Origin of the sequence: Streptomyces sp. NPDC097619 (assembly GCF_040302735.1) — a bacterium.
Lineage (GTDB): Bacteria > Actinomycetota > Actinomycetes > Streptomycetales > Streptomycetaceae > Streptomyces.
Genome location: NZ_JBEOSD010000037.1, coordinates 1 through 21,366, shown reverse-complemented (window position 1 = coordinate 21,366; position 21,366 = coordinate 1). Strand labels below are relative to the sequence as shown.

Sequence of the window (21,366 nt, the reverse complement as noted above, 5' to 3'; positions counted from 1 at the left end):
CCCATGACCGAAGAGAAGCCGACGACGTCCTCGGAGCCGTTGTCCGAGACGGTTCCGGTGGCGGAGGGCGCGGTCGTGGACGGCGGGACGGCCGTGACGAGGGGGGTGCCGGGGGCGGCGACGGAGGGCGGTGTGCGGAAGGTCGCGGGTCGGTACCGGCTGCTGTCGGAGCTCGGGGCGGGCGGAATGGGCACCGTGTGGCGGGCCCTCGACGAGTCGCTGGGCCGGGAGGTCGCGGTCAAGGAGGTGCGGGCCCCCGCCGGTCTGCGGGCCGAGGACGTGGCGCGGATGTACGGGCGGCTGGAGCGCGAGGCGTGGGCCGCGGCCCGGATTCCGGACCGGAACGTGGTCACCGTGCACGACGTGGTGATGGAGGACGGCCGTCCGTGGATCGTGATGGAGCTGGTCCGCGGGGAGTCCCTCGCCGATCTGCTGCGGGCCTCGGGTCCGCTCGCGCCGCGGCGGGCCGCGCACATCGGGGCCGAGGTGCTGTGCGCCCTGCGTTCCGCCCATGCCGCGGGTGTGGAGCACCGGGACGTGAAGCCGGGGAACGTGCTGCTCGCCGAGGACGGGCGGGTGGTGCTCGGCGACTTCGGCATCGCGACGGTGGAGGGGAGCACCGCCCTGACCATGACCGGTGAGGTGGTCGGCTCCCCGGAGTACCTGCCGCCGGAGCGGGCGTTGGGGCGGCCCTCGGGTCCCGAGTCGGATCTGTGGTCCCTCGGCGTGATGCTGTACGCGGCCGTGGAAGGGGTCTCTCCGTTCCGTCGGGACACCGCCCTCGGCACGTTGCGGGCCGTCGTGGACGAGGAACCGCCGGTCCCGGTGCGGGCCGGCCCGCTCGCCCCGGTCATCGCCGGTCTGCTGCGCAAGGAGCCCGGCGGGCGGACCCGGGCCGGTGACGTGCTGTCGGCCCTGCGCGAGATCGCCCACGAGCCGGACGCGACCACGGCGGCGGCGTCCGTGCTCCCGGCGCGGGGCGCGGGCGAAGGCACGCAAGAAGGTGAGGGCGAGGCTGCCGTGACGGAGCCGGGCCCCGTGGCCACGGGCCCGGGCGACGCGACCACCCGCGCGAGCGTCGGACCCGCGGCCGAAGTCGAGGCCGCCCGTTCCGCGACCGCGGCCACGACCACGGCTGCGACCGCCGTCGGGGCTGTGGCCGAGCCCGGGACCGGGGCGGTCGTGGCGGGCGGCCAGGGCTCCCGGCGGCGGCGGTACGCCGTGCTCGCGGCCGTCGTGGCGGCCGGCCTCCTCGTGGCGGGGTACGTGCTCGTCCGTACCACCGGGGACGGAACGGGCGGAGACGAGCTCTCCGGCTCGGGGGTCCGGGTGTCGGTGGTCGGGGCGAACACGAGGTACACGGGGCCGTGTCCGATCCCGGAGGGTCAGGCGCCTTCCTTCACGGCCACGTTCACCGCGCCCGAGCCGACCCTGATCTCCTACCGCTGGGTGTCCGGGGACGGCTCGATCGTGGACCCGCGGTGGCGGACACTGGCCATCGGGGACGAGGACTCGCCCTCCCGACAGGACACGGTGCGCCTGACGACCTGGGCCAAGGCGGGCACCCTCACCACCGGGATGGCCGTGGAACTCCAGAGTCCGGTCCGTGCGCTCTCCGATCCGGTGCCGTTCTCCCTCACGTGCACGGGCGGCTGACGGACGGCGGCCGCGCCACTGCCCGGTGGAGGGGCCCACTCGGAGGGCCGCCACCTAGGATGTCCGGCATGTCCGGTTCGCTCGCCGTTCGGCACGGGCCCTCCCTCGGCGGGAAGCTACGTTGCGCCGCGCGGTTGGCGCTCTGCGCGGCCGTGTCCTGGTACCTCTGCCTGTGGTGGGGGACGAGCACGGCTCCGGTCCCCGCCGCGCTGCCCGCGGTGCTGATCCTGCGCGAGGACGTCTACGTCTGGCCCCGGCTCGGCCGGGAACGCCTGGCCGGGGTGCTCGTCGGGGTGCTGTTGAGCACCGGGCTGCTGCACTGGGTGACGGATCCCGGCTGGGCCTTTCCCCTCGTCCTCGTCTGCGGGTGTGCCGGAACGTACCTGCTGGGGCGGCCCGGCTCGCCCAACCAACAGGTGTTGATCAGTGCGCTGATGGTGTACGCGACGGCCGTCCCCGGGTACCCGCTGGCACGGTTCGAGGAAAGCCTCGTCGGTATCGCCGTGGTCGTCGTCCTGGCGCCGCTGCTGTGGCCCCCGGCCCCCTTCCGTACCGCTGCCGAACAGGTGGACGGCTACCGGACCGGCGTGACCGGTCTCCTGAGCGGGATCGCGGGCGCCCTGGAGCGGGGCACGACGGGGGGCGGCGCGGGGGCGCCGACAGCGGCCCTCTCCGGGCCGCTCCCCGAACGGGCCCGGCTGTGGCTCGGGCCGCAGGCCGGCCGGGATGCCTTCGATCGGGCATCGGGCCGAAGGTACCGGCTCCTCCGCCGGGCGGGCCGGCCGCCGGAGGGGTTGGACGGGCGCCTGGTACTGGCGGTCCGTTCGGCCTCGGCGCTCCAGCATTTCACCGACGAGCTGCGCGAGCGGGCCCGACGGGACACCGCCGGTGGGGTGACCGCGCCCTCGGCGGACGCTTCCGCGGGGCGTTCCGGGGATCGGTCGCACGACCCGGCGTCGCGGGCCCTCGCCCCGCTGGTCCGGGCCACGGCGGACGCCTTGGACCGTGCGCTGCTCGGCGAGGACTTCGCCGCTCCCCTCGACCGGGCCCGTGCCCTCGACCGCGCCCACCGCAGGGCGTACCCCGGCCGGCGCGACGCCGTCCTGCGCGCGGGGCTCCATTTGACGCACGAGGCCCTGACTCGGCATCGGCGGCTCCTGGCCGGGGCCGGTACGGGGGCCGATGCCGGTGGGCCCGTCGGGGGTGAGCCGCCGGGGCGGGGGGCACCGCACGCTTGATCGGAACGGGGTTCGGACGGAGGCCGGCGGGGGCGGTCCATCCCCGGGCAGAAGGGTCCGGCATCATCGTCCGATGATCGGAAAGAAGCTCATCCATCGCACGTCGGACGGCGTCCGCATCCCCGGTACCTGGCGGCACGCCTTCATCTGCAACGGTGGCAGGTACTTCCTCACCGATCTGTTCATCTACGCCGACGGACTCGTCGACTGCTGGGAGCTGGTCACCCTCGACGCGTTCGAGGAGAAGCTGCGCCGCGGCTGGGTGGCCACCTCGTACGAGGACGGAGCCTCCGCTTCCGTGCACCGGCTCGCGTCCTGGGAGTTCGCCGGGGCTCGGTCCTGGACCACGCCCGAGCTCGTGCTCGCCGAGGTCCGTGACACGATCGACCAGCTCAACGGGCGCCCCGACTCGACCGACCGGTGCCTGACGGCCGTGGACGCGTTCCTCGCCGACCGTACCGAGGAGCACCGGGAGGCCGCCCGCCGGGCCTATCTGGCGATCCCGGAGACCAGTCGCACCTTCGCTCTCGGGGACATGGACCGCGGGGACGGACCACTGCGGGCCCTCGTCGCCGGGCCGGGAGGCCTCTTCGAGGACCGTCCGGACGAGCCCGTCGATCAGGCGGAGTACGACGAGGCGCTCGCGTACTTCGAGGAGCGGGCGCGGTGGGCCGCCGCGCCGCCGCGCGTCCCCGCGGACGGCCCCGCGGAGGGCTTCGCCCCGACGGTACGGCTCGCCCTGAGCTTCCCTCAGCGTCGCGCGGAGGATCCGGGCACCCGGGCCCTGCGCTGTGACTACCCGGCACCGATCGTAGTCGGCGGCGACACCTACCTGTCGGTCGAGCACGCCTACTGGGCGTCGTCCGTCGCCGACCCCGCCGGGCGGGCCGAGGTCACGGGTGCCGAGAGCGGAGCCCTGGCTCGTCGCCGTGCCGCCGAGCTGCCGCGCCGGGAAGGCTGGGAGCAGGCCCGTACCGCGGTGATGGCGGGGCTGATGCGCGCGAAGTTCGACCAGCACCCCGACCTCGCGGCGATCCTGCTGGGCACCGGGGACGCGACCGTCCTCTGCGACGACGACTCCTTCTACTGGGGCGACAACGCCGGCCGCGGGCGGAACTGGGCCGGTCGGCTCCTGGAACTGGTGCGTTCCGAGCTCCGGGCCAGGGAGAGTGGCATCCCGGTGGGGTGAGCGGATGGGGTGAGCGGATCGGCTCGGATGATGGTCGTAGGCGGTGTCGTGCCGTACGGCGTAGGTGTGGGGGCCTCGATCACGGATGAGGGCTCACCCGGCCGAAGGCGTCCTACCCTCGCGAAGGACGTGTCCGGGGAGGGACTTTGAGCAACGGTGGCGTAGCGGGCGGTGCGGCGGGTGGAGGCGGGGGCGGCGGCCCGGCACCGGGTGGGAACGCGCCGGGGGCGGCGGCCGCGGGGGCGAACGCCGCGGCAGGGCCCGGCGCCGGTGGGGCCGCCGCTGCTCCGGGACCGTCCACCGGGTGGGTACGGCGCGGGGCGAGCGCCGTTCGCACATTCGGGCGGATCTACCTGATCCTCTACGTCGGGGTGCTCCTGGGTCTGCTCGGCGGCATCGACCTCTTCTTCAGCGAAGACCTCGAGGTGCGGGTGAACGGCCTCTTCCTCCTGATCGCCGCCGTCGTCACCGTCCTCGGCAGCTCGCTCGCCCGACGGCCCGGTGGCAGCGCGACGCCGGTTCAGTGGGGGACGGTCATCGGGGCCGACGTCGCCGCCCTTCTGGTCTCCGGAGCGATCGCCTACAGCGTGCTGTCGGACTTCGCGTCCCAGTGGCTCCTGTGGATCTCGCTCCTGCTCGCCCTCGCCGCGATTCCACTCGCTGCGATCCTGCTGTACGAAGACTTCGCTTCGCGCCCCGCGGCGACAGCGCCCTCCGTCTCCCCTGCACCGGATCACTCGGCCGAGGCCACGTGGAAATCGGGCAAGTTGACCGCGCTGGCGGCGGTGCTCGCAGCCGCCGTGGCCGTCCCCCCGTTCTGGTACACGGCCGTCTACGAACCGGGGACGGCCACGCCCGTGGTCGCGGTCGAGAACGGCATCGAGGACGTCCAGGACACCGGCGAACACATCGAGTTCACCATGTGGGTGTCGGTGCAGAACAAGGGGAAGACCGCCGTACGCATGCTGACCTCGTTGTACGAGGTCAGCGGAACCCGCATCACCGTGAACGATCAGCCCACCACGCCCACGGAGGACTCCTACGACGGGATCCTCGGCGGGAACCACGGTTCCGCGGCACGGCGCAATCCGTTCGTCGACTACGAAAGGCCCGAGCAGGTACAAGCGGGGCCGGTCGGAGAGGACTACGCCTGGATCGGCCCGACCGAGACGTTCAAGATGAAGCTCCGCGGCCAGGCGCCCCGCGGCCGCTTCGACCTGCTGCGCCTCACCGCCGATGTCGCCGTGGCGCGGGCCGACCGCGTCGAGGTCGACGGTTTGCGGCCCGGTGGCGCTCGGCACCTCCGGACCTGCGCCGGCACCCGGATCGCCGAGGTCCGACGGCCCCTCGCCCGCCTCGGCGCCCTCGAGTCGATCACCGAGAGCAACCGGGAACTGGTCACGTACTGGGCCGTATCGGGCGCGTTCGAAGACGAATCGCCCTGGTGGCCCCCCTTCCCTTGGATCGGCGTGGCCATCCAGCACGCCGGAGGAAGCTGCGCCGCCGCCCTGGCCCCCGACCCCGACGGCCTGGAAGACCGCGCCATGGTCGGATGGGCCAGCACCGTCGCCGAGGCCACGGTGCCCACGAAGCCCACGAAGCCCACAAGGCTCAAGAAGCCCGAGGGTCGGCCTTAGGAGCCGAGAACGGTGGCGTGCCGGCGCCTCCGAGTCCGCGGGACGACCCCTGCGACCTGCCCTGGTGGAGAACCGGGCCGACGGACGGTGGCGTCCAGGGAGTTGGGGCCCTGGTGAAGGAGGGGCCGTGAGCAGCGACCGCGACACGTGTGGGCGGAGTCCACGAGAGTGAGGAACCTGCGATGTCCCGTCTGTCCCAGGCCGTGAACGTCATCGCACTGTGCGCGGTTCTGGTGGCGTGTGGTGGTCCTGCCGGGTCCGGGCCGGTCGGCGGCGGTCCCGGCAGCGGTGCCCCCGCTTCCGCGACGCGGACCCACCCGGGGGAGGTTCCTTCCGGGCCGGGTCGTCCCAGCGGCTCGCCCGCCCTGACGCCGGAGGCGGCGACGATCGCGTACGTCGTGGCCGCCCGTACCGTCACTGCAGCCGATGCCGGCGCACCGCACCACCGGGCCGACAGGTACCTGAGCCCGGAGAGCCCCGATCTCGGCAAGGGGCTGCAGGTCCGGGACGCGCCGCCCGTGGGCGCCACCAGGCGGCCCGTCGACGTCCGGCTCGAAGACGCGGGGTCGGCGGAGGACAAGGTGATGTTCCGGGTCACGTACACCCCCGTCTCGACAGCCGCTGACGGCACCCTCACGCGCGGACCACGTGAGCACCTGTACGTGACCGCCGCCTACCAGCCGAGTGGCGCGTGGCTCGTGCACAGCGAGAGCTCCACGCCCCCGCCCACCCCGTGACCGGGTCACCGTGCCGGGGCCGAGCGTGCGGGCGATGCCGGGGGAAATGATCGGATCGGATCGTTGTGGTCGGGTGGGCGGCGGGTCGGGTGCGGCAGGGTGGAATCTGAAAGGAGGCCCCCGTGATCTCGGCTCTCAACCGGCTCGTCGACCTCGTCGAGGAGCGACTAGACCAGGAAGTGGACGTCGGCGGACTGGCGGGGCGGCTCGGTACGACCGAGTACCACCTGCGCCGGATGTTCTCCTCCCTGGCGGGCATGCCGCTCTCGGAGTACGTGCGGCGACGGCGCATGACGGTCGCCGCCGCCGAGGTGGTGCGCGGCGACGGCGATCTGCTGGGCATCGCGGTCCGGTACGGCTACGGGTCGACCGAGGCGTTCGGGCGGGCGTTCCGTGCGGTGCACGGCGCCGGTCCGCGTGACGTCCGGCGCGACGGGGGTCCTCTCCGCGCACAACCACGGCTCAGGATCCGCCTGACCGTCGAAGGGAGCACCCCCATGGACACCCGCCTCGTCGACCGTCCCGCCTTCCGGCTGGTCGGGCACGCCGCCCGCGTGCCGCTCGTCCACCAGGGCGTCAATCCGGACATCCAGCGGCACGTCCTGTCGCTGCCGCCCGAGGCGCACCAGCGGCTCAAGGCGCTCGGCGACACCGAGCCCGGCGGGCTGTTGCAGGTCACCGACGACCTCGACCCCGATGCGGCCGAGGGCACCGAGCTGACCTACCTGCACGGGGTCGCGGTCGGGGCCGCGACGGCCACGCCCGACGACCTCGACGCCATCGAGGTGCCGGCCGGCCAATGGGCCGTCTTCAGGACGGCCGGACCGCACCCGCAGGCGCTCCAGACGGCGTGGGCGGCGACGGCCACCGACTGGTTCCCCTCCAACCCGTGGCGGCTGCGGCCCGGCCCCTCGATCGTCGCGGTCCTCGACCGCGCGGCCGACTTCTCCACCGCGACCTGCGAGCTGTGGCTGCCCGTGGAACCGGAGTGACCAAGGCGGACATATCGCTATTTCGATGCACAAACGCCGCAAGTTTCCCCAGTGCATCGTTTCAGGGCATGATCGGGTCCTCGGGAGAACGGACACCGCATCCCCCTGGAGGGTCTCGTGCGACTGCGTGACGAACTTCCCGTCGATCACCCGCTGGCGCGGGTGTACCGGATCGGTGCGGCCCTGTGCGGGCTGCTGCTGCTCGTCTTCGGCTGCCTCGGTTTCGCGGGGAGCCTGGACTCCTTCGACACCGACGGGCAGCAGATCGCCGGGCTCTCCACGAACGGACTGCTCAGCACGATCTCGGTGATCGTCGGACTGCTGCTGCTGGGCGCGGCGGTCGTCGGCGGCAACCTGGCCTCCAGCGTGAACATCGTGGTGGGCGTCCTCTTCGTGCTCAGCGGGTTCGTCCACCTGTTCCTCGTGGGGCGGTCCGGCAACATCCTGGACTTCGGCATGTCGAACGTGATCTTCAGCTTCCTGATGGGATTGCTGATCATGACCTTCGGCATGTACGGCCGGGTGAGCGGTGGCCTGCCGCACGACAACCCGTACTGGCGTCGTCGCCACCCGGACCAAGCGGCCCGGGAAAACGACGCACGATCGCGCATCGCGGTCGGCGGGGCGGCGCGCGTCTCCGCCCTCACTGCGCGGCCCCCGGAGCGGTGAGCCGTACGCCGCCGCCCCCACCCTGTCGATCGCGGGTACGGCGCACCCACAAGGTCGTACCCCTCTCCCCCGAGGAGGAGCCGTGAACACGCCTCGCATCCCTCCGGAAGAGACCCCTCCCGCCGAGGGCTCCATCGGATCGGCCCACCCGGAACGGCCGGACGGCGGCCTCTGGGAGCATCCCCGGGCCTTCCTGGCGCTCATCGCGCTCGGTGCCCTGCTCGTGGCGGCGTTCTTCGCCGTGCGGATCGCGGGGCTCTGAGCGCGCCGGACGGGGACGGCGGGCACGAGGGACGGCGGTCGCGCCGGGGAGCGGTTCCCCCGGCGCGACCGCCGTTCCTCGTGCGCGTGCGGGCCCGGCATCCGGTTCAGCCCGCCCGGTGCTCCTGTTCCGCGGTCCGCTTCAGGGCCGTCAGCCAGGAGGCCAAGGACTGGTCCAGGGCGGCCGCGAGGTGCACGCGGTCGGCGGTCACGGGGGCGCCCGCCCAGGACTCGCGGGTGTGGACCAGGACGGTTCCGTCCCCGTCGCCGTCCCCGTCACCGTCCGGGTCCTGGGTGAACGTCCACTCGTGGATGCCGGTGATGCCGTGGGCCGGGCCGCCCCACAGGATGCGGTGCCGGGTGGCGTCGACCGCGTAGACCGTGGAGTCGATGGAGAGGCCGGCCGTCTCCCAGTGGAAGGTGGTGCCGGGGGCCACGGGCCCGTCCACGCGGGCCTCGGTGATGTCGGGCTGCCAGTCGGGCCACCCGGCGATCCGGGTGTGGAGCTCCCAGACCCGCTCCAGGGGCGCGGCGATCCGGATGCTGTGGTCGGCGATCACCGGGGCGGTCTCGTCGATGGTGGTGGGGTGGTCCGTCATGGCTGCTCCGTAGGTGGTGAGCGGCCCGGGAGGGCCGGGTGTGGTCGATCGGGTGGGTGCGGTGGGGCGTCGGGGCCGGCCGTCAGGCGGGCTGTTCGGTGTCGGGGATCCAGTGGCCGTGGATGCCGGCGGGTACCCGTCGGGGCAGTTCGACGGCGGCCACCGTGCTGAGGTCGCCCGCGTCCAGCACCAGCAGTTCCGAGGAGTCGGCGACCAGGTCGCTGACGATCGTGAGCAGGTAGCCCTCGTCCTCCCCGGTGCCGCTGGCGGCGGGGGCGAAGACCGCCTCGCCCGGCATCCGGCCCTCGCCGTGGGCGAGCAGCGTTTCCCGGCCGGTGCGGGAGTCGAATTTGACGGTGTGGTACCCGGACAGGCCGCCGCCGGGGAAGGCGATGGCGTAGCTGTAGCGGTAGTCGCCGCCCGTGTGGGCGTCGTTGATCGACGGGAACTCGGTGACGAGTCCGTTGAGGGGTTCCGAGGTGACCTTGTCGCGCAGCGGATCGATGATCCAGCGGTGGAAGGTGGAGCCGGTGGCGGGGCTGGTGCCGAATCCGGGGGCGCCCACCCACCACTTCCACGAGCTCTCCCAGGCGGAACGGTCGAAGGCCGGGGCTTCGAGGACGATCCGGCCCTGCCCGTCGGTGTACGCGTTGGCCACGTGCAGCAGGGCCGCCTGGTCGGGGACCTCGAACCAGCGGACCGCTCCCCCGGCCCGCGGGAGGACGCCCAGCCGGAGCGGTACCTCGTCGTGCCAGCGGTAGGGGATGCCGGAGTGTTCGGCGTGGTCGAAGACGACCGGTGACGCGATGAAGACGACGTGGTCGCGGGTGAGGGCGAAGTCGTGCATGAGGGAGGGGCCGGCGCCGTCCACGACCTCGGTCCGGACGACGGCTCCGGAGGCGTCGGCCACGTAGTAGGTGAGGTACGGCGGGAAGGGGCCGTAGCCGAAGAAGTGGAGCTCGCCGGTGACCGGGTCCTCCTTGGGGTGGGCGGTCATCGCTCCGGTGAGCTTCCCCCCGAAGTCGTGGACGCCGATGGTGTCGAGTTCGGCGCTGACCTCGTAGGGCAGGTTGGCCTCCTGCAGGGCCAGGTAGCGGCCCCCGTGGAAGATGATGTTGGTGGCGGCGGCGCTGACCTCGAGTTCGGTACCGGTGAACGGGACGCCGTCCAGGAACGGGGTGCGCACCCAGCGGTTGCGGTACCACTCGGCACGGCCGTCCCTCAGGCGGATGCCGTGGAGCATGCCCTCCCCGCGGAACCAGTGACCGGGCGTGACGCCCGGCTTGGGGTTGTGGCCGTTGCGGAAGTAGCGCCCGTTCAGCTCGGGCGGGAGGGTGCCGCGCACGGTGAGGTCGTGGCCGATGGTCTCGTCGGTGACGGGGGCGAAGTGGCCGCTGAGGTAGGGCTTGTCGAGGTTCACGGGTCAGACCTTTCGGGTGGACGCCGGGAGGGCGGCGAGGAAGGCGATCAGGAGGGTCAGGGCGGCGCAGGCCAGGAAGGCCGTGCCGAAGGTGGGGAGCAGGGTGAGGGCGGACAGTCCGAGGGCTCCCCCGATCTGCCGGGTGGCGTTGGTCAGTCCGCCGGCCAGTCCGCTGTCGGCGGGGGCCACGCCCGCCGAGGACAGCGCGGTGAGGCGGACGAAGGCGGCCCCCAGCCCGGCGCCGATGAGGAGGGTCGGTCCGAGCAGGTCCGGGACGAAGCTCCCGTCGGCCGGGGTCCGGGCGAGCCAGGCCAGTCCGGCGGCCAGGAGGAGCAGCCCGGCCGGGAGGACGCGGGGGCCGGCCCGCCTGCCGGTGGCCCAGGAGGACAGGGCGATCATCAGGGCGAGGGGCAGTTGGGTCAGTCCCGCCTCCAGGGGCGAGTACCCCAGGACGCGTTGCTGGTACAGGGGCAGGAAGTAGAACAGGCCGAGCCAGACCGCGCCGAGGAGGGCCATGAGCAGGCCGGGCCGGGCCACCGCCCTCATGCGGGCCGGGACCAACGGGGCGGCGGCCCGGCGCTGGAGGACGAGGAACGCCGCGAGCAGGGGCGGCCCGGCCAGGGCGATCGCCCAAGGTCCCGTCAGGCCGTAGGTGAGGGCGGTGAGTCCGGCCGTCAGGGTGAGTGCGCCCGGAAGGTCCAGGCTGCCGCCGCGGGGCCGGTCGGCGGCGGGGAGGAGCCGGCCGGCGGCGAGGACCGCCAGGGCGAGGGGCACCATCGGGACGAACACCGCGCGCCAGCCGTACAGTCCCGTCAGGACCCCGCCGAGGAGGACGCCCGCCGCTCCGCCGGCTCCGGAGACGGCGCCCCAGACGCCGAGGGCCGTGCCGCGCGCCCTGCCCGTGGGGTGGAGCGTCAGGACGAGGGCCAGGGCGGCGGGGGCCAGCAGTGCGGCGCCGGTGCCCTGGGCGGCCCGGCAGACGATCATGACGGTGGCGGAGGGGGCCAGGGCCGCGCCCAGGGACGCGGCGGCGAAGAGGCCGGTGCCGGTCAGGAAGGTGCGGCGCAGGCCGTACACGTCCCCGGCGCGGCCTCCGACGGGCAGGAGGGCCCCGAAGGCGAGCACGTAGGCGTTGACCGTCCATGCCTGGCCCGCGTCCGACAGGGCGAGCCCGGTCCGGATCTGCGGCAGGGCGACGTTGACGATGGAGGCGCTCAGGACGACCAGGAACTGTGCCGTGGCCAGGACCGCCAGCGGGCTCGGGCCGCGGGCGGTCCGCGGTGCCGGGCCGGTGCGGGCCGGGCGGGTTGCGGTGTCGTTCATGGCTCCACCTTCGCGGCGGGCGGACGTGGTTCGCGTCGGTGGTCATCACCTAGATGGTGGGGCGGAGTACGTAGGGCCGGGGGCGGCGGAGACGGCGGCCGCGGTGGAACGGCTCGTTCGTCGATTCCTCCGCGGGGCGGGACCGCATAGGTTGTGGATCATGCCCGGAACGCACACGGACGGCGCCCCTCTGATCGGCCGTCAGCACGAGACACGTCGGCTCGAAGCCCTGCTCGACGGGGCCCGCCACGGCAAGGGGGGTGCGCTGGTCCTGCGCGGCGAGCCGGGCATCGGCAAGAGCGCGCTGTTGGAGCAACTCGAGCGCCGGTCGGGCGGGTTCCTCGTCCTGGGGGCTTCCGGGGCCGAGTTCGAGATGGAGTTGCCGTTCGCGGCGCTGCACCAACTGCTGGCTCCGGTCGCGGCCCGCTCGGCGGCGCTGCCCGGCCCGCACCGGGCGGCACTGGAGGTGGCCTTCGGCCTGGCCGCGGGCACCCCGGATCCGTTCCTGGTCGGCGTGGGTGCCCTGGGGCTGCTCGCCGAGATCGCGGGCGAACGGCCGCTGCTGTGCGTGGTCGACGACGCGCAGTGGCTGGACCGCGCGTCCGCGCAGGCCCTGGCCTTCCTGGCCCGCCGCGTCACCGCGGAGCCGGTGGTGCTGGTCTTCGCCGCGCGCGAGACGGGCGGCGGCCCGGAACTGGCCGGGCTGCCCACCCACCACCTCCAGGGGCTCGGCGAGACGGAGGCGCGGACCCTGTTGGGGGCGGCCGTCGGGGCGCCGCTGGACGAGCGGGTGCGGGAGCGGATCCTGGCCGAGGCCCGCGGCAACCCCCTCGCGCTGGTGGAGCTGCCGCGGACGGCGGGACCCGCCGGGATGGCCGGCGGGTTCGTCCAGCCCGGTCCGGTGCCCGCCGTGATCGAGCAGAGCTTCCGCTCCCGGCTCGAACTCCTCGCACCGACGGCCCGGTTGCTGGTGACCGTGGCGGCCGCGGACCCGCTCGGGGATCCGGGTCTGCTGTGGGCGGCGGCCGACCGGCTCGGCATCGACGCGACGGCCGTCGAGGGGTCCGCCCCGCTGGTGGAGTTCGGGACCCGGATCCGCTTCAGCCATCCGCTGGCCCGTTCCGCGGCCTACCGGGCGGCCACCCCCGAGGACCGGCGGCGGGCGCACGGGGCCCTGGCCGCCGCCACCGATCCGGTGGCGGACCCCGACCGTCGGGCCTGGCACCGGGCGCAGGCGAGCTCGGGACCCGACGAGGAGGTGGCCGCGGCGCTCGAAGCCTCGGCGGCCCGTGCCCACGAGCGGGGCGGGGCCGCCGCCGCGGCGGCCTTCCTGGAGCGCTCGGCGGAGTTGACCGCGCAGCCGGATCGGCGGGCCGAACGCTCCCTGGCGGCGGCCCGGGCCAAGCTGTCGGCGGGCGAGTTCGAGGCGGCGGCGTCCCTGCTGTCCACGGTGACGGGGGACGATCCGGTGCGTGCCGCGCGGGCGGACCTGTTGCGCGGCAAGTTGTCCTTCGTGCGCCGTCGCGGCGACGAGGGTCCGACGGCCCCGCTGCTGCGGGCGGCGGAGCGGCTGACGGCCGTCGATCCCGAGCGGGCCCGCGCGTGCGCCCTGGACGCCGTGGAGATGGGCGTCCTGCTCGGCGGACTCGACGCGGTGGTGGCGGCCGTCCGGGTGCTGCCGCTGCCGGCGGGATCGGATTCCGCCGAGGCCCGCGTCATCGAGGGGGTCACGGCGCTGGTCGATGCGGGCCACCGGGCCGCCGGAGCCGTTCTCGGACCGCTGGTCGGGACGCCGGAGGACCCGGTGTGGGCCTCCCGGCCGTCGCTGGGCTACCTGCTGGCCGCCGAGTTCTGGAACTTCTCCGGCATGTGCGGCATCGCCGCCGGGGCCGTCGAGGCCGGTCGCCGGGCGGGGTCCTTCCACGCCCTGCCCGTCGGGCTGGCGATGCTCGCGACGACGACCGTGCACCGGGGCGAGTTCGGCGCGGCGGCGGAACTGATCTCCGAGGAGGAGGCGATCGCCGACGGCACCGGCGCGGCTCCCCTGGTGTATCCGCGCCTGCACCTGGCGGCGCTGCGCGGGCGGCGCCGGGAGGCGCTGGAGCTGTTCGGCTCGGTGGACCGGCGGATGAGCCTGAGCGTGCAGTGGGCGTCGGCCGTGCTCGGCAACGGCCTGGCCGACTGGTCCGCCGCGCTCGCCGCTGCCCGGCGGGCCGTCGGGGCAGGGAGCGTCGGCACCGCCGGGCTCGCCCTGCCGGAGCTGGTGGAGGCGGCCGTACGCCTCGGGGAGACCGACACGGCCGCCGAGGCGCTGGCGGCCCTCCGGGAGCGGACCCGGGCGGGCGGGCACCCCTGGGGCCTGGGGGTCGAGGCGTACTCCCGGGCCCTGGTCACCGGGGACGAGGACGCCTACCGGGAGGCCGTCGACCTGCTCGGGGACGAGTCCCTGGCCGTGTACCGGGGCAGGGCACGACTGTTGTACGGGGAGTGGCTGCGTCGGCAGGGGCGGCGGCGCGACGCGCGCGCGGAGCTGCGACGGGCGCACGAGGCCCTGTCGGAGCTGGGGGTCGAGGCGTTCGCGGAACGGGCCGCCGGGGAGCTGCGCGCCACCGGTGAGCAGGCGCGGAAGCGCACCGCGAAGCCCTCCGACGAGCTGACCCTGCAGGAGGTGCACATCGCGCGTCTGGTGGCCGAGGGGGCGACCTCCAAGGAGGTGGCGGCGAAGCTGTTCCTGAGCCCGCGGACGGTCGACGCGCACCTGCGCGCCATCTTCCGCAAGCTCGGGCTGACCTCGCGCCGGCAGCTCCGCGACCTGCCCGAGTTCCGTCCGTAGGAGGAGGTTCGTACGGGGTGCCGCAGAACGGACGCGGTGTCCGTCGCGTGTGCAACGGCCGTCCGTGCCGCCCCGTGGAACCGGAACCGGTTCCGGCGCAACCGCCACCGGCGCGCCGGCGTCCTCACGGGAGGAAGGCCGCTCTTCGAACCGCGCGCCCCACGGCGGTTTTGAGGAAGGTTTGAGCTTTCCCCCACCTTTGGTAACGATCACATGTCGGTCGCGCCTCCGCCCTTCGGCGTGTCGAGGCGGAAGCAAAGATTCCATGATCACTTTGGGTGAGAGTCAAGAGGACGTAAAACCCCCAAATGGTTGTTGATGATTGATCAACTTGCTGCGCAGCGTGCTCTTCCCCGCCTCTGACCTGCTCTTTTCACTCCCCTCCCGTTTCCCCCGCCGTGATGTGAGGATGCGCGGGCCGCGAGACAAACGCTCTCGTGTGCCAGGAAGGCATTCACATGAACCGTCGTACGGGGGAAGGGGCAGGGCACTCCGCCCCGCTCATATCCCTTGCACAGGGCAGAGGCGCGTCCCGCCGGGGCCGGACCCTGCCGCGTGTGGCCATGGCGATGGCCACGCTGATGGCGCTGGAGACCGCGGTGGTCGTCGCGACCACCGGTCAGGCCGTGGCGCTGAACCGGGGCAAGGCCCCGGCCGCGCCCCAGAAGCCCGTCACCTACGCGAAGTCGGCGAAGGACCTGGCCTCCGCCCAGGTCGCCGCCCGGCTGTCGGGTCACCGCGTCGAGGCGCTCTCCGAGCGCACCGAGAACGCGTCGACCTTCGCCAACCCCGACGGCAGCACGACCGTCGAGGCCGCCAGCGGCCCGATCCGCTACCAGGACGCCTCGGGCGCCTGGCAGAACATCGACGTGGAGCTCGTGCCGGCCACCGGGGGCGGGCTGCGCGCCAAGGCGCACCCCCTCGGTCTGAAGCTGGCCGGTCGTACGCCCGCCGCGAAGGCCGCCAAGATGAGGGCGGCCGGTGCGCCCGGTGCCGACGAGACCCCCTCCACCCCGCTGATCTCGCTCGGCGAGGACGGCAAGCGCCTCGACATCGGCTGGCGCGGTGCGCTGCCCGAGCCGAAGATCGAGGGCACGACGGCGCGGTACGTGGACGCGCTGACCCGTACCGACCTGATCGTCGAGTCGACCCGGACCGGCTTCGAGCAGTTCCTGGAGCTGAAGGACCGCAGCGCCATCGCGGCCAACGGCTCAGTGACGCTCACGCTCGCCGCGAAGGGCATCAAGGCCCGCGCGAACAAGGACCGTTCGGTCACGTTCCTGGACGCGAAGACGGGCGAGCAGGTCGGCGTGCTGCCGGCGCCCGTCATGTGGGACGCCGCCGTGGACCCGAAGTCCGGCGACCACAAGAACATCGTCGACGTGGGCCTGAAGGTCACGCAGAAGGGCGACGCGATCGACCTGACGCTGACCCCGGACGCGAAGTTCCTGGCGGACCCGGAGACGAAGTTCCCGGTCACCATCGACCCGGCCGTCAGCATCGGCGTCGGCTTCGACACCTTCGTCCAGCAGGGCTACGCCACGGACGTGTCGGCGCAGACCGAGCTGAAGCTCGGCAACAACGGCTCCGGCCAGGTCGCCCGCTCCTTCCTGACCTTCCCCATGTCGAAGATCAGCGGCAAGCAGATCATCGACGCCAAGCTCAACCTGTGGAACCACCACTCGTGGTCCTGCACGGCCAAGGGCTGGGAGGTCTGGGACACCGGCGTGCCCTCGACCGCCACCCGTTGGACGGCGCAGCCCGGCTGGAACAAGAAGTGGGCGTCGACCACCTCCACCAAGGGCTTCTCCTCGGCCTGCAACGACGGTTGGGTGAGTCAGAACGTCACCGCCCTCGCCGCCGCCTGGGCCGCGAACGGCAACGGCAACAACACGCTCGGCATCCGCGCCACCGACGAAGCCGACGCCTACGGCTGGAAGCGCTTCAACTCCGGCAACGCGGCCACGAACACGCCGTACATGTCGGTCACGTACAACACCAAGCCCGGCGTGGCGAGCCCGGTCTCCCCGCTGACCGGCGTGTCGACGAACGACACCACGCCGACCCTCACGGGCAAGGCCACCGACGCCGACGGCAACACCGTCCGGCTCTCGTACGAGATCTGGACGCCGACCGGCACCGCGGCCCTGCAGACCGGCACCTCCGCGTTCGTCGCCTCGGGCACCAACGCCCCGTGGACGCCGACCACGGCACTGGCCCCCGGCCAGTACAAGTGGCGCGCAGCCGTCTACGACGGCCAGGCGTGGAACGGCGGCTGGTCGGCCTGGCAGACCTTCACGGTGGACACCACCGCCCCGGCCGCCTCGACGGTCTCCTCGACGCAGTTCCCGGCGGGCCAGTGGTCCGGCACCCCGGACGGCAACGGCAACTTCACCGGTGACTTCACCTTCACCCCGCCGGCCGGCGACGTGAAGGACGTCCAGTACTCGCTGGACGGTGCCGCCTGGACCACGGTCGCCACCACGGCCGCCGTGACCCGTTCGCTGACCTTCGGCGCCGGCGAGCACACCCTCAAGGCGCGCACCCGCGACGCCGCGGGCAACACCTCGGCCGAGACCTCCTACACCTTCTCCGCGGGTGGCGGCTCCGCGCTGCTCACCCCGGGCGAGGGCGAGCGCCCGGCCCGCCGGGTGGGCCTGTCCGCCGAGGGCAAGGACAACCACACCGGCGTCGTGTACCAGTACCGCCGCGGTGAGACGGACACCTGGAAGGACGTGCCCGTCGCCGACGTCCGCAAGGCGTCCGACGGGTCGACGATCTCCGGCTGGCCGGCCTCCGCTCCCGCGGGCAAGCCCATCGGTCTGACCTGGAACATCACCGACACCCTCGCCACCGACGGTGCGATCGACGTGCGGGCCGGCTTCACCAGCGGCACCGGGTACACCTACTCCCCGCACCACACGATCACCGTGGACCGGATCGCCGGTGACGCCCCGCTGACCTCCGTCGGCCCGGGCACCCTCAACCAGCTGACCGGTGACTTCTCCCTCACCGAGACGGACGCCTCCGCCTTCGACATGTCGGTGACGCGTTCCGCGTCCTCCCGGCGTCCCGGCGCGAGCGGCATCCAGGACGGCCAGGCGCCGATCTTCGGCAAGGAGTGGACCTCCGGCACCGTCGCCGAGCTGACCGACACCCGGTGGTCGTACGTCAAGAAGACCTCCGCCACCTCGGTCGCCGTCGTCGACAACACGGGTGAGGAGGTCGGCTTCACCGCCACCTCCGGCAACGGCTGGAAGGCCGAGCCCGGCTCGGAGGAGCTGGTCCTCACCGGCTCCCTGACCGGCTCGTTCACCCTCAAGGAGAACGACGGCGCCACCGTCACCTTCGCCAAGGCCGACGCGGCGGGCCTGAACTGGCCGATGACCAGCGCCACCAAGGGCGGCCTGGACCACGCCACCACCACGGTGGTCTCCGAGGCCGTGACGGTCGACGGCAAGCAGCTGGCCCGCCCCAAGCGGATCATCGCGCCGACCTCCGCCGTCTCCGCGCAGACCTGCACCACGGCCCCGGCCACCAAGGGCTGCCGCTCCCTGGAGTTCGTGTACGCGAACACCACCACCGCCACCGGGCACTCCACGGGCGCCGACTTCGGCGACTTCGCCGGACAGGTGAAGGAGATCCGCCTCTGGTCCACCTGGGGCGGCGCGGCGAACGCCACCTCGCAGGCCATCGCGACCTACCGCTACGACGCGAGCGGCCGGCTGCGCCAGGCGTGGAACCCGCACCTGAACCAGGGCATGCAGACCCAGTACTCCTACGACTCCGCGGGCCGCGTCACCTGGTACCACCCGCAGTCGGAGATCCCCTGGGACTTCACCTACGGCAAGGCCGGCAACGCCGCCACCGCCGGTGAGGGCATGCTGCTGAAGGCCACCCGCAAGGGCCTCAAGCAGGGCACGGCCGACGTGGAGGAGGGCACCGCCGCCACCAGCGTCGTCTACGACGTGCCGCTGACCGGCGCCGCCGCCCCGTACAAGCTGGGTCCGACGGACGTGAAGGCCTGGGGTCAGACCGACGCCCCGACCGACGCCACCGCCGTCTTCCCGGCGGACTCCGTCCCCTCCGGCCACGCCGGTTCGGCGCTCACCGCGACGGACTACAAGCGCGCCCGGATCACCTACACCAACGCCTCGGGCCGCGAGGTGAACTCCGCCGAGCCCGGCGGTCACGTCTCCTCCACCGAGTACGACCACCACGGCAACATCGTCCGCGAACTGACCGCGGGCAACCGCTCGCTGGCCCTGGGCGTCACCGACGCCGACAAGGCCCTGCTGGCCGACCTCGGCATCAACGGGATGGCCGGCGCCGAGCGGGCGGAACTGCTCGCCAGCCGTTCCGTGTTCGACGCCAAGGGCACCCGTGAGCTCCACGAGCTCGGCCCGCTGCACCGCATCGAGCTGGCCGAGGACCTCAAGTCGGGCAGCAGCACCGTGGCGACCGCCGGTTCCTCCGTCGTCGCCCGCGGCTGGACCGTCAACGAGTACGACGCGGGCCGTCCCACCGACGGCAGCGCGACCGTCCAGGACCAGGTCACCAAGGTCACCAAGGGCGCCCAGCTCCTGCTGCACCCGACGCTGCACGCCGACGCGCGCGCCACCCAGACGGTGTACGACTGGGTCAAGGGCCTGACCACGAAGACGATCCAGGACCCCGCGGGTCTGGCGATCACCACGGCCACCGAGACCGACGCGCAGGGCCGGGTCACCAAGTCGATCCGCCCCGGTTCCAACGGTTCGGACGCGGCCACCTTCGTGACGAACTACTGGTCCGCCACCGGCACCGGCGCCTGCGCCGGCCGCCCGGAGTGGGCCGACCTGCCCTGCTACAGCGGCCCCGCGGCCGCGACCACCGGCGGCGGCACCAACCCGGCCGAGCTGCCGGGCCGCACCGTCGAGTACAACTGGTGGGGCGAGGTCTCCAAGGTCTCCGAGAGCGCCAACGGCGTCACCCGCACCACCGTCACCGAGTTCGACAACGCCGGTCGCCCCAGCTCGGTGAAGACCACCGGCGGCGTGGGCACCGCGGTGCCGGACCGCACCTTCGAGTACGACCCGCACAGCGGCAACGTCGTGAAGACGATCTCGCCCACCGGCGGCACCATCACCCAGCAGTACGACAAGCTCGACCGGCTCATCTCGTACACGGACGCCGACGGCGGCACCACCACCTTCGAGTACGACCTGCTGAACCGGCCGGTCAAGTCCTCGGACTCCGCTCCGTCGACCGTCACCTACGCGTACGACCACAACGCCGAGCCGCGCGGTCTGGTCACCGGCACCACCGACTCGATCGCCGGTACGTTCTCCACCGTCTACGACGCCGACGGCGGCGTGGCCACGGAGAAGCTGCCCGGCGGCTACACCCTGAACGTCCGTGAGGACTCCACCGGCGCCGGCCTGCAGCGGGTCTACACCCGCGACAGCGACGGTCTGATGGTCTACTCGGACAGCATCGGCCGCTCGGCCCACGGTCAGGCGCTCAGCCACTCCGGCTGGTCCGCCCAGGACTACTCCTACGACCGCGCCGGACGCCTCACCAAGGTGAACGACAGCGTCGGCGACGTGTGCACCACCCGGTCGTACGCCTTCGACAAGCGCAGCAACCGCACCGGGCTGACCACGGCGGAGGGCGCCGCCGGCGCCGCCTGCCCGACCACCGGTGGCACCGCCAAGACGTACGGGTACGACACGGGCGACCGTCTGGTCGACTCCGGTTACACCTACGACGCCTTCGGCCGCACCACCGCGCTGCCCGGCAGCACGCTCGACTACTTCGCCAACGACCTGGTCCAGCGTCAGACCTCCGGCGCCAACCGCCAGACGTGGACCCTCGACGCCTCCCTCCGCTTCCGCGGCTGGACGGTCGAGAACCAGATCGACGGCACGTGGACGCAGGAGCAGCAGAAGCTCAACCACTACGACGGCCAGAGCGACAACCCGCGCTGGATCGTCGAGGACGTGGCCACCGGCGCGCTGACCCGCAACGTCGAGAACGCGAGCGGTCTGCTCACGGCCACCACCGGCGCCCAGGGCGGCGTCGTCCTCCAGCTGACCAACATCCACGGCGACGTCGCCCTCCAGCTCCCGCTGGACCCGGCCGACGCCCCGCAGGTGCTGGACAACGACGAGTACGGCAACGCCCGGGACGGCCAGCCCTCCACCCGCTACGGGTGGCTCGGCGGCAACCAGCGCTCCAGCGAGACCCTCACCGGTCTGACGCTCATGGGCCAGCGCGTGTACAACGCGTCCACGGGCCGCTTCCTGTCCGTCGACCCGGTCCCGGCCGGCTCGCCGAACTACTACGGCTACCCCGTCGACCCCATTACGATGGCGGACCTCGACGGCCGTGGCTGGAGCAAGGTCTGGTCGTACTACCTGCGCGACTCCCAGGCGAAGAAGCTCGCCAAGGCCCTCAAGGCCGGCGGTGCCGTCGCCAAGATCCTCAGCCGGTTCGTCGGGTACATCCCGCACCCGGTGGGCAAGGCCCTCTCCGTCGCCCTCCAGGCGCTGGGCTGGGGCGCCAAGACGCTCGGCAAGATCATCGACGCCGCGCGCAAGGCACCGGGCTGGGGCGTCGCCATCCGGTTCGGCATCTGGAAGGGCAAGAAGTGGGGCATCCCGTACTGGGTCCCGCTGATCACCGTCCACCCGTCGCACGGCAACCGCTGACGCCGCACGGCACCGACCGACGCGGATCCCGCGCCGGACTCGTTCCCGCCCCGCTCCGGCCCACCGCCGGGCCGGGGCGGGAACCCCCGACCCGGGCCGACCGGCTTCCCGCCGGACGGC

13 protein-coding genes are annotated in these 21,366 nt (G+C 73.2%); 10 read left to right on the top strand and 3 right to left on the bottom strand.

Annotation, left to right across the window (positions count from 1 at the left end; all coding sequences use genetic code 11):
* Positions 1 to 186 precede the first annotated feature (186 nt).
* The 8 genes from ABTZ17_RS13210 to ABTZ17_RS13175 all read left to right on the top strand — a co-directional run bounded on the left by ABTZ17_RS13210 (position 187) and on the right by ABTZ17_RS13175 (position 8,380).
* Positions 187 to 1,656: a serine/threonine-protein kinase gene (locus tag ABTZ17_RS13210; RefSeq protein WP_502994662.1), complete on the top strand. Its 1,470-nt coding sequence runs from the start codon at positions 187 to 189 to the stop codon at positions 1,654 to 1,656.
* 68 nt (positions 1,657 to 1,724) lie between these two features.
* Positions 1,725 to 2,894, top strand: coding sequence for an FUSC family protein (locus ABTZ17_RS13205; protein ID WP_352195673.1), 1,170 nt, complete (start codon positions 1,725 to 1,727; stop codon positions 2,892 to 2,894).
* A 73-nt stretch (positions 2,895 to 2,967) separates the two neighbouring features.
* On the top strand, positions 2,968 to 4,083 hold the full coding sequence (locus ABTZ17_RS13200; RefSeq protein ID WP_352195672.1) for an NADAR family protein: 1,116 nt from the start codon (positions 2,968 to 2,970) through the stop codon (positions 4,081 to 4,083).
* Positions 4,084 to 4,454: 371 nt separating this feature from the next.
* Positions 4,455 to 5,720: a hypothetical protein gene (locus ABTZ17_RS13195; RefSeq protein ID WP_352195671.1), complete on the top strand. Its 1,266-nt coding sequence runs from the start codon at positions 4,455 to 4,457 to the stop codon at positions 5,718 to 5,720.
* Between the two features lie 182 nt (positions 5,721 to 5,902).
* Positions 5,903 to 6,457: a hypothetical protein gene (locus tag ABTZ17_RS13190; protein WP_352195670.1), complete on the top strand. Its 555-nt coding sequence runs from the start codon at positions 5,903 to 5,905 to the stop codon at positions 6,455 to 6,457.
* A gap of 122 nt (positions 6,458 to 6,579) precedes the next feature.
* Entirely contained in the window at positions 6,580 to 7,449 is an 870-nt protein-coding gene (locus ABTZ17_RS13185) for an AraC family transcriptional regulator (RefSeq protein ID WP_352195669.1), read from the top strand.
* Positions 7,450 to 7,566: 117 nt separating this feature from the next.
* Positions 7,567 to 8,118, top strand: coding sequence for a DUF4383 domain-containing protein (locus ABTZ17_RS13180; RefSeq protein ID WP_352195668.1), 552 nt, complete (start codon positions 7,567 to 7,569; stop codon positions 8,116 to 8,118).
* Positions 8,119 to 8,146: 28 nt separating this feature from the next.
* A complete protein-coding gene (locus tag ABTZ17_RS13175; protein WP_352195705.1) occupies positions 8,147 to 8,380 on the top strand; it encodes a DUF6480 family protein in 234 nt (77 codons plus the stop codon).
* A 106-nt stretch (positions 8,381 to 8,486) separates the two neighbouring features.
* Here the strand turns inward: ABTZ17_RS13175 and ABTZ17_RS13170 are convergent, their stop codons facing one another.
* The 3 genes from ABTZ17_RS13170 to ABTZ17_RS13160 form a co-directional block, all read right to left on the bottom strand.
* Positions 8,487 to 8,978, bottom strand: coding sequence for an SRPBCC family protein (locus ABTZ17_RS13170; RefSeq protein ID WP_352195667.1), 492 nt, complete (start codon positions 8,976 to 8,978; stop codon positions 8,487 to 8,489).
* An 82-nt stretch (positions 8,979 to 9,060) separates the two neighbouring features.
* Entirely contained in the window at positions 9,061 to 10,398 is a 1,338-nt protein-coding gene (locus ABTZ17_RS13165; RefSeq protein ID WP_352195666.1) for a carotenoid oxygenase family protein, read from the bottom strand.
* 3 nt (positions 10,399 to 10,401) lie between these two features.
* Positions 10,402 to 11,721 carry an MFS transporter gene (locus tag ABTZ17_RS13160; protein ID WP_352195665.1) on the bottom strand — a complete coding sequence of 440 codons (1,320 nt, stop codon included), beginning with the start codon at positions 11,719 to 11,721 and terminating at the stop codon, positions 10,402 to 10,404.
* 160 nt (positions 11,722 to 11,881) lie between these two features.
* Between ABTZ17_RS13160 and ABTZ17_RS13155 the strand changes: the two genes are divergently transcribed.
* Positions 11,882 to 14,554: an ATP-binding protein gene (locus ABTZ17_RS13155; RefSeq protein ID WP_352195664.1), complete on the top strand. Its 2,673-nt coding sequence runs from the start codon at positions 11,882 to 11,884 to the stop codon at positions 14,552 to 14,554.
* Between the two features lie 563 nt (positions 14,555 to 15,117).
* Positions 15,118 to 21,246 carry a DNRLRE domain-containing protein gene (locus tag ABTZ17_RS13150; protein ID WP_352195704.1) on the top strand — a complete coding sequence of 2,043 codons (6,129 nt, stop codon included), beginning with the start codon at positions 15,118 to 15,120 and terminating at the stop codon, positions 21,244 to 21,246.
* Positions 21,247 to 21,366: the final 120 nt, after the last annotated feature.

Excerpts from the sequence above, each read along its gene's own strand:
- ABTZ17_RS13160 (WP_352195665.1), bottom strand. The coding sequence starts at position 11,721 with ATGAACGACACCGCAACCCGCCCGGCCCGCACCGGCCCGGCACCGCGG.
- ABTZ17_RS13190 (WP_352195670.1), top strand. The coding sequence starts at position 5,903 with ATGTCCCGTCTGTCCCAGGCCGTGAACGTCATCGCACTGTGCGCGGTT.
- ABTZ17_RS13150 (WP_352195704.1), top strand. The coding sequence starts at position 15,118 with ATGGCGATGGCCACGCTGATGGCGCTGGAGACCGCGGTGGTCGTCGCG.
- ABTZ17_RS13205 (WP_352195673.1), top strand. The coding sequence starts at position 1,725 with ATGTCCGGTTCGCTCGCCGTTCGGCACGGGCCCTCCCTCGGCGGGAAG.
- ABTZ17_RS13155 (WP_352195664.1), top strand. The coding sequence starts at position 11,882 with ATGCCCGGAACGCACACGGACGGCGCCCCTCTGATCGGCCGTCAGCAC.
- ABTZ17_RS13210 (WP_502994662.1), top strand. The coding sequence starts at position 187 with ATGGGCACCGTGTGGCGGGCCCTCGACGAGTCGCTGGGCCGGGAGGTC.
- ABTZ17_RS13200 (WP_352195672.1), top strand. The coding sequence starts at position 2,968 with ATGATCGGAAAGAAGCTCATCCATCGCACGTCGGACGGCGTCCGCATC.
- ABTZ17_RS13170 (WP_352195667.1), bottom strand. The coding sequence starts at position 8,978 with ATGACGGACCACCCCACCACCATCGACGAGACCGCCCCGGTGATCGCC.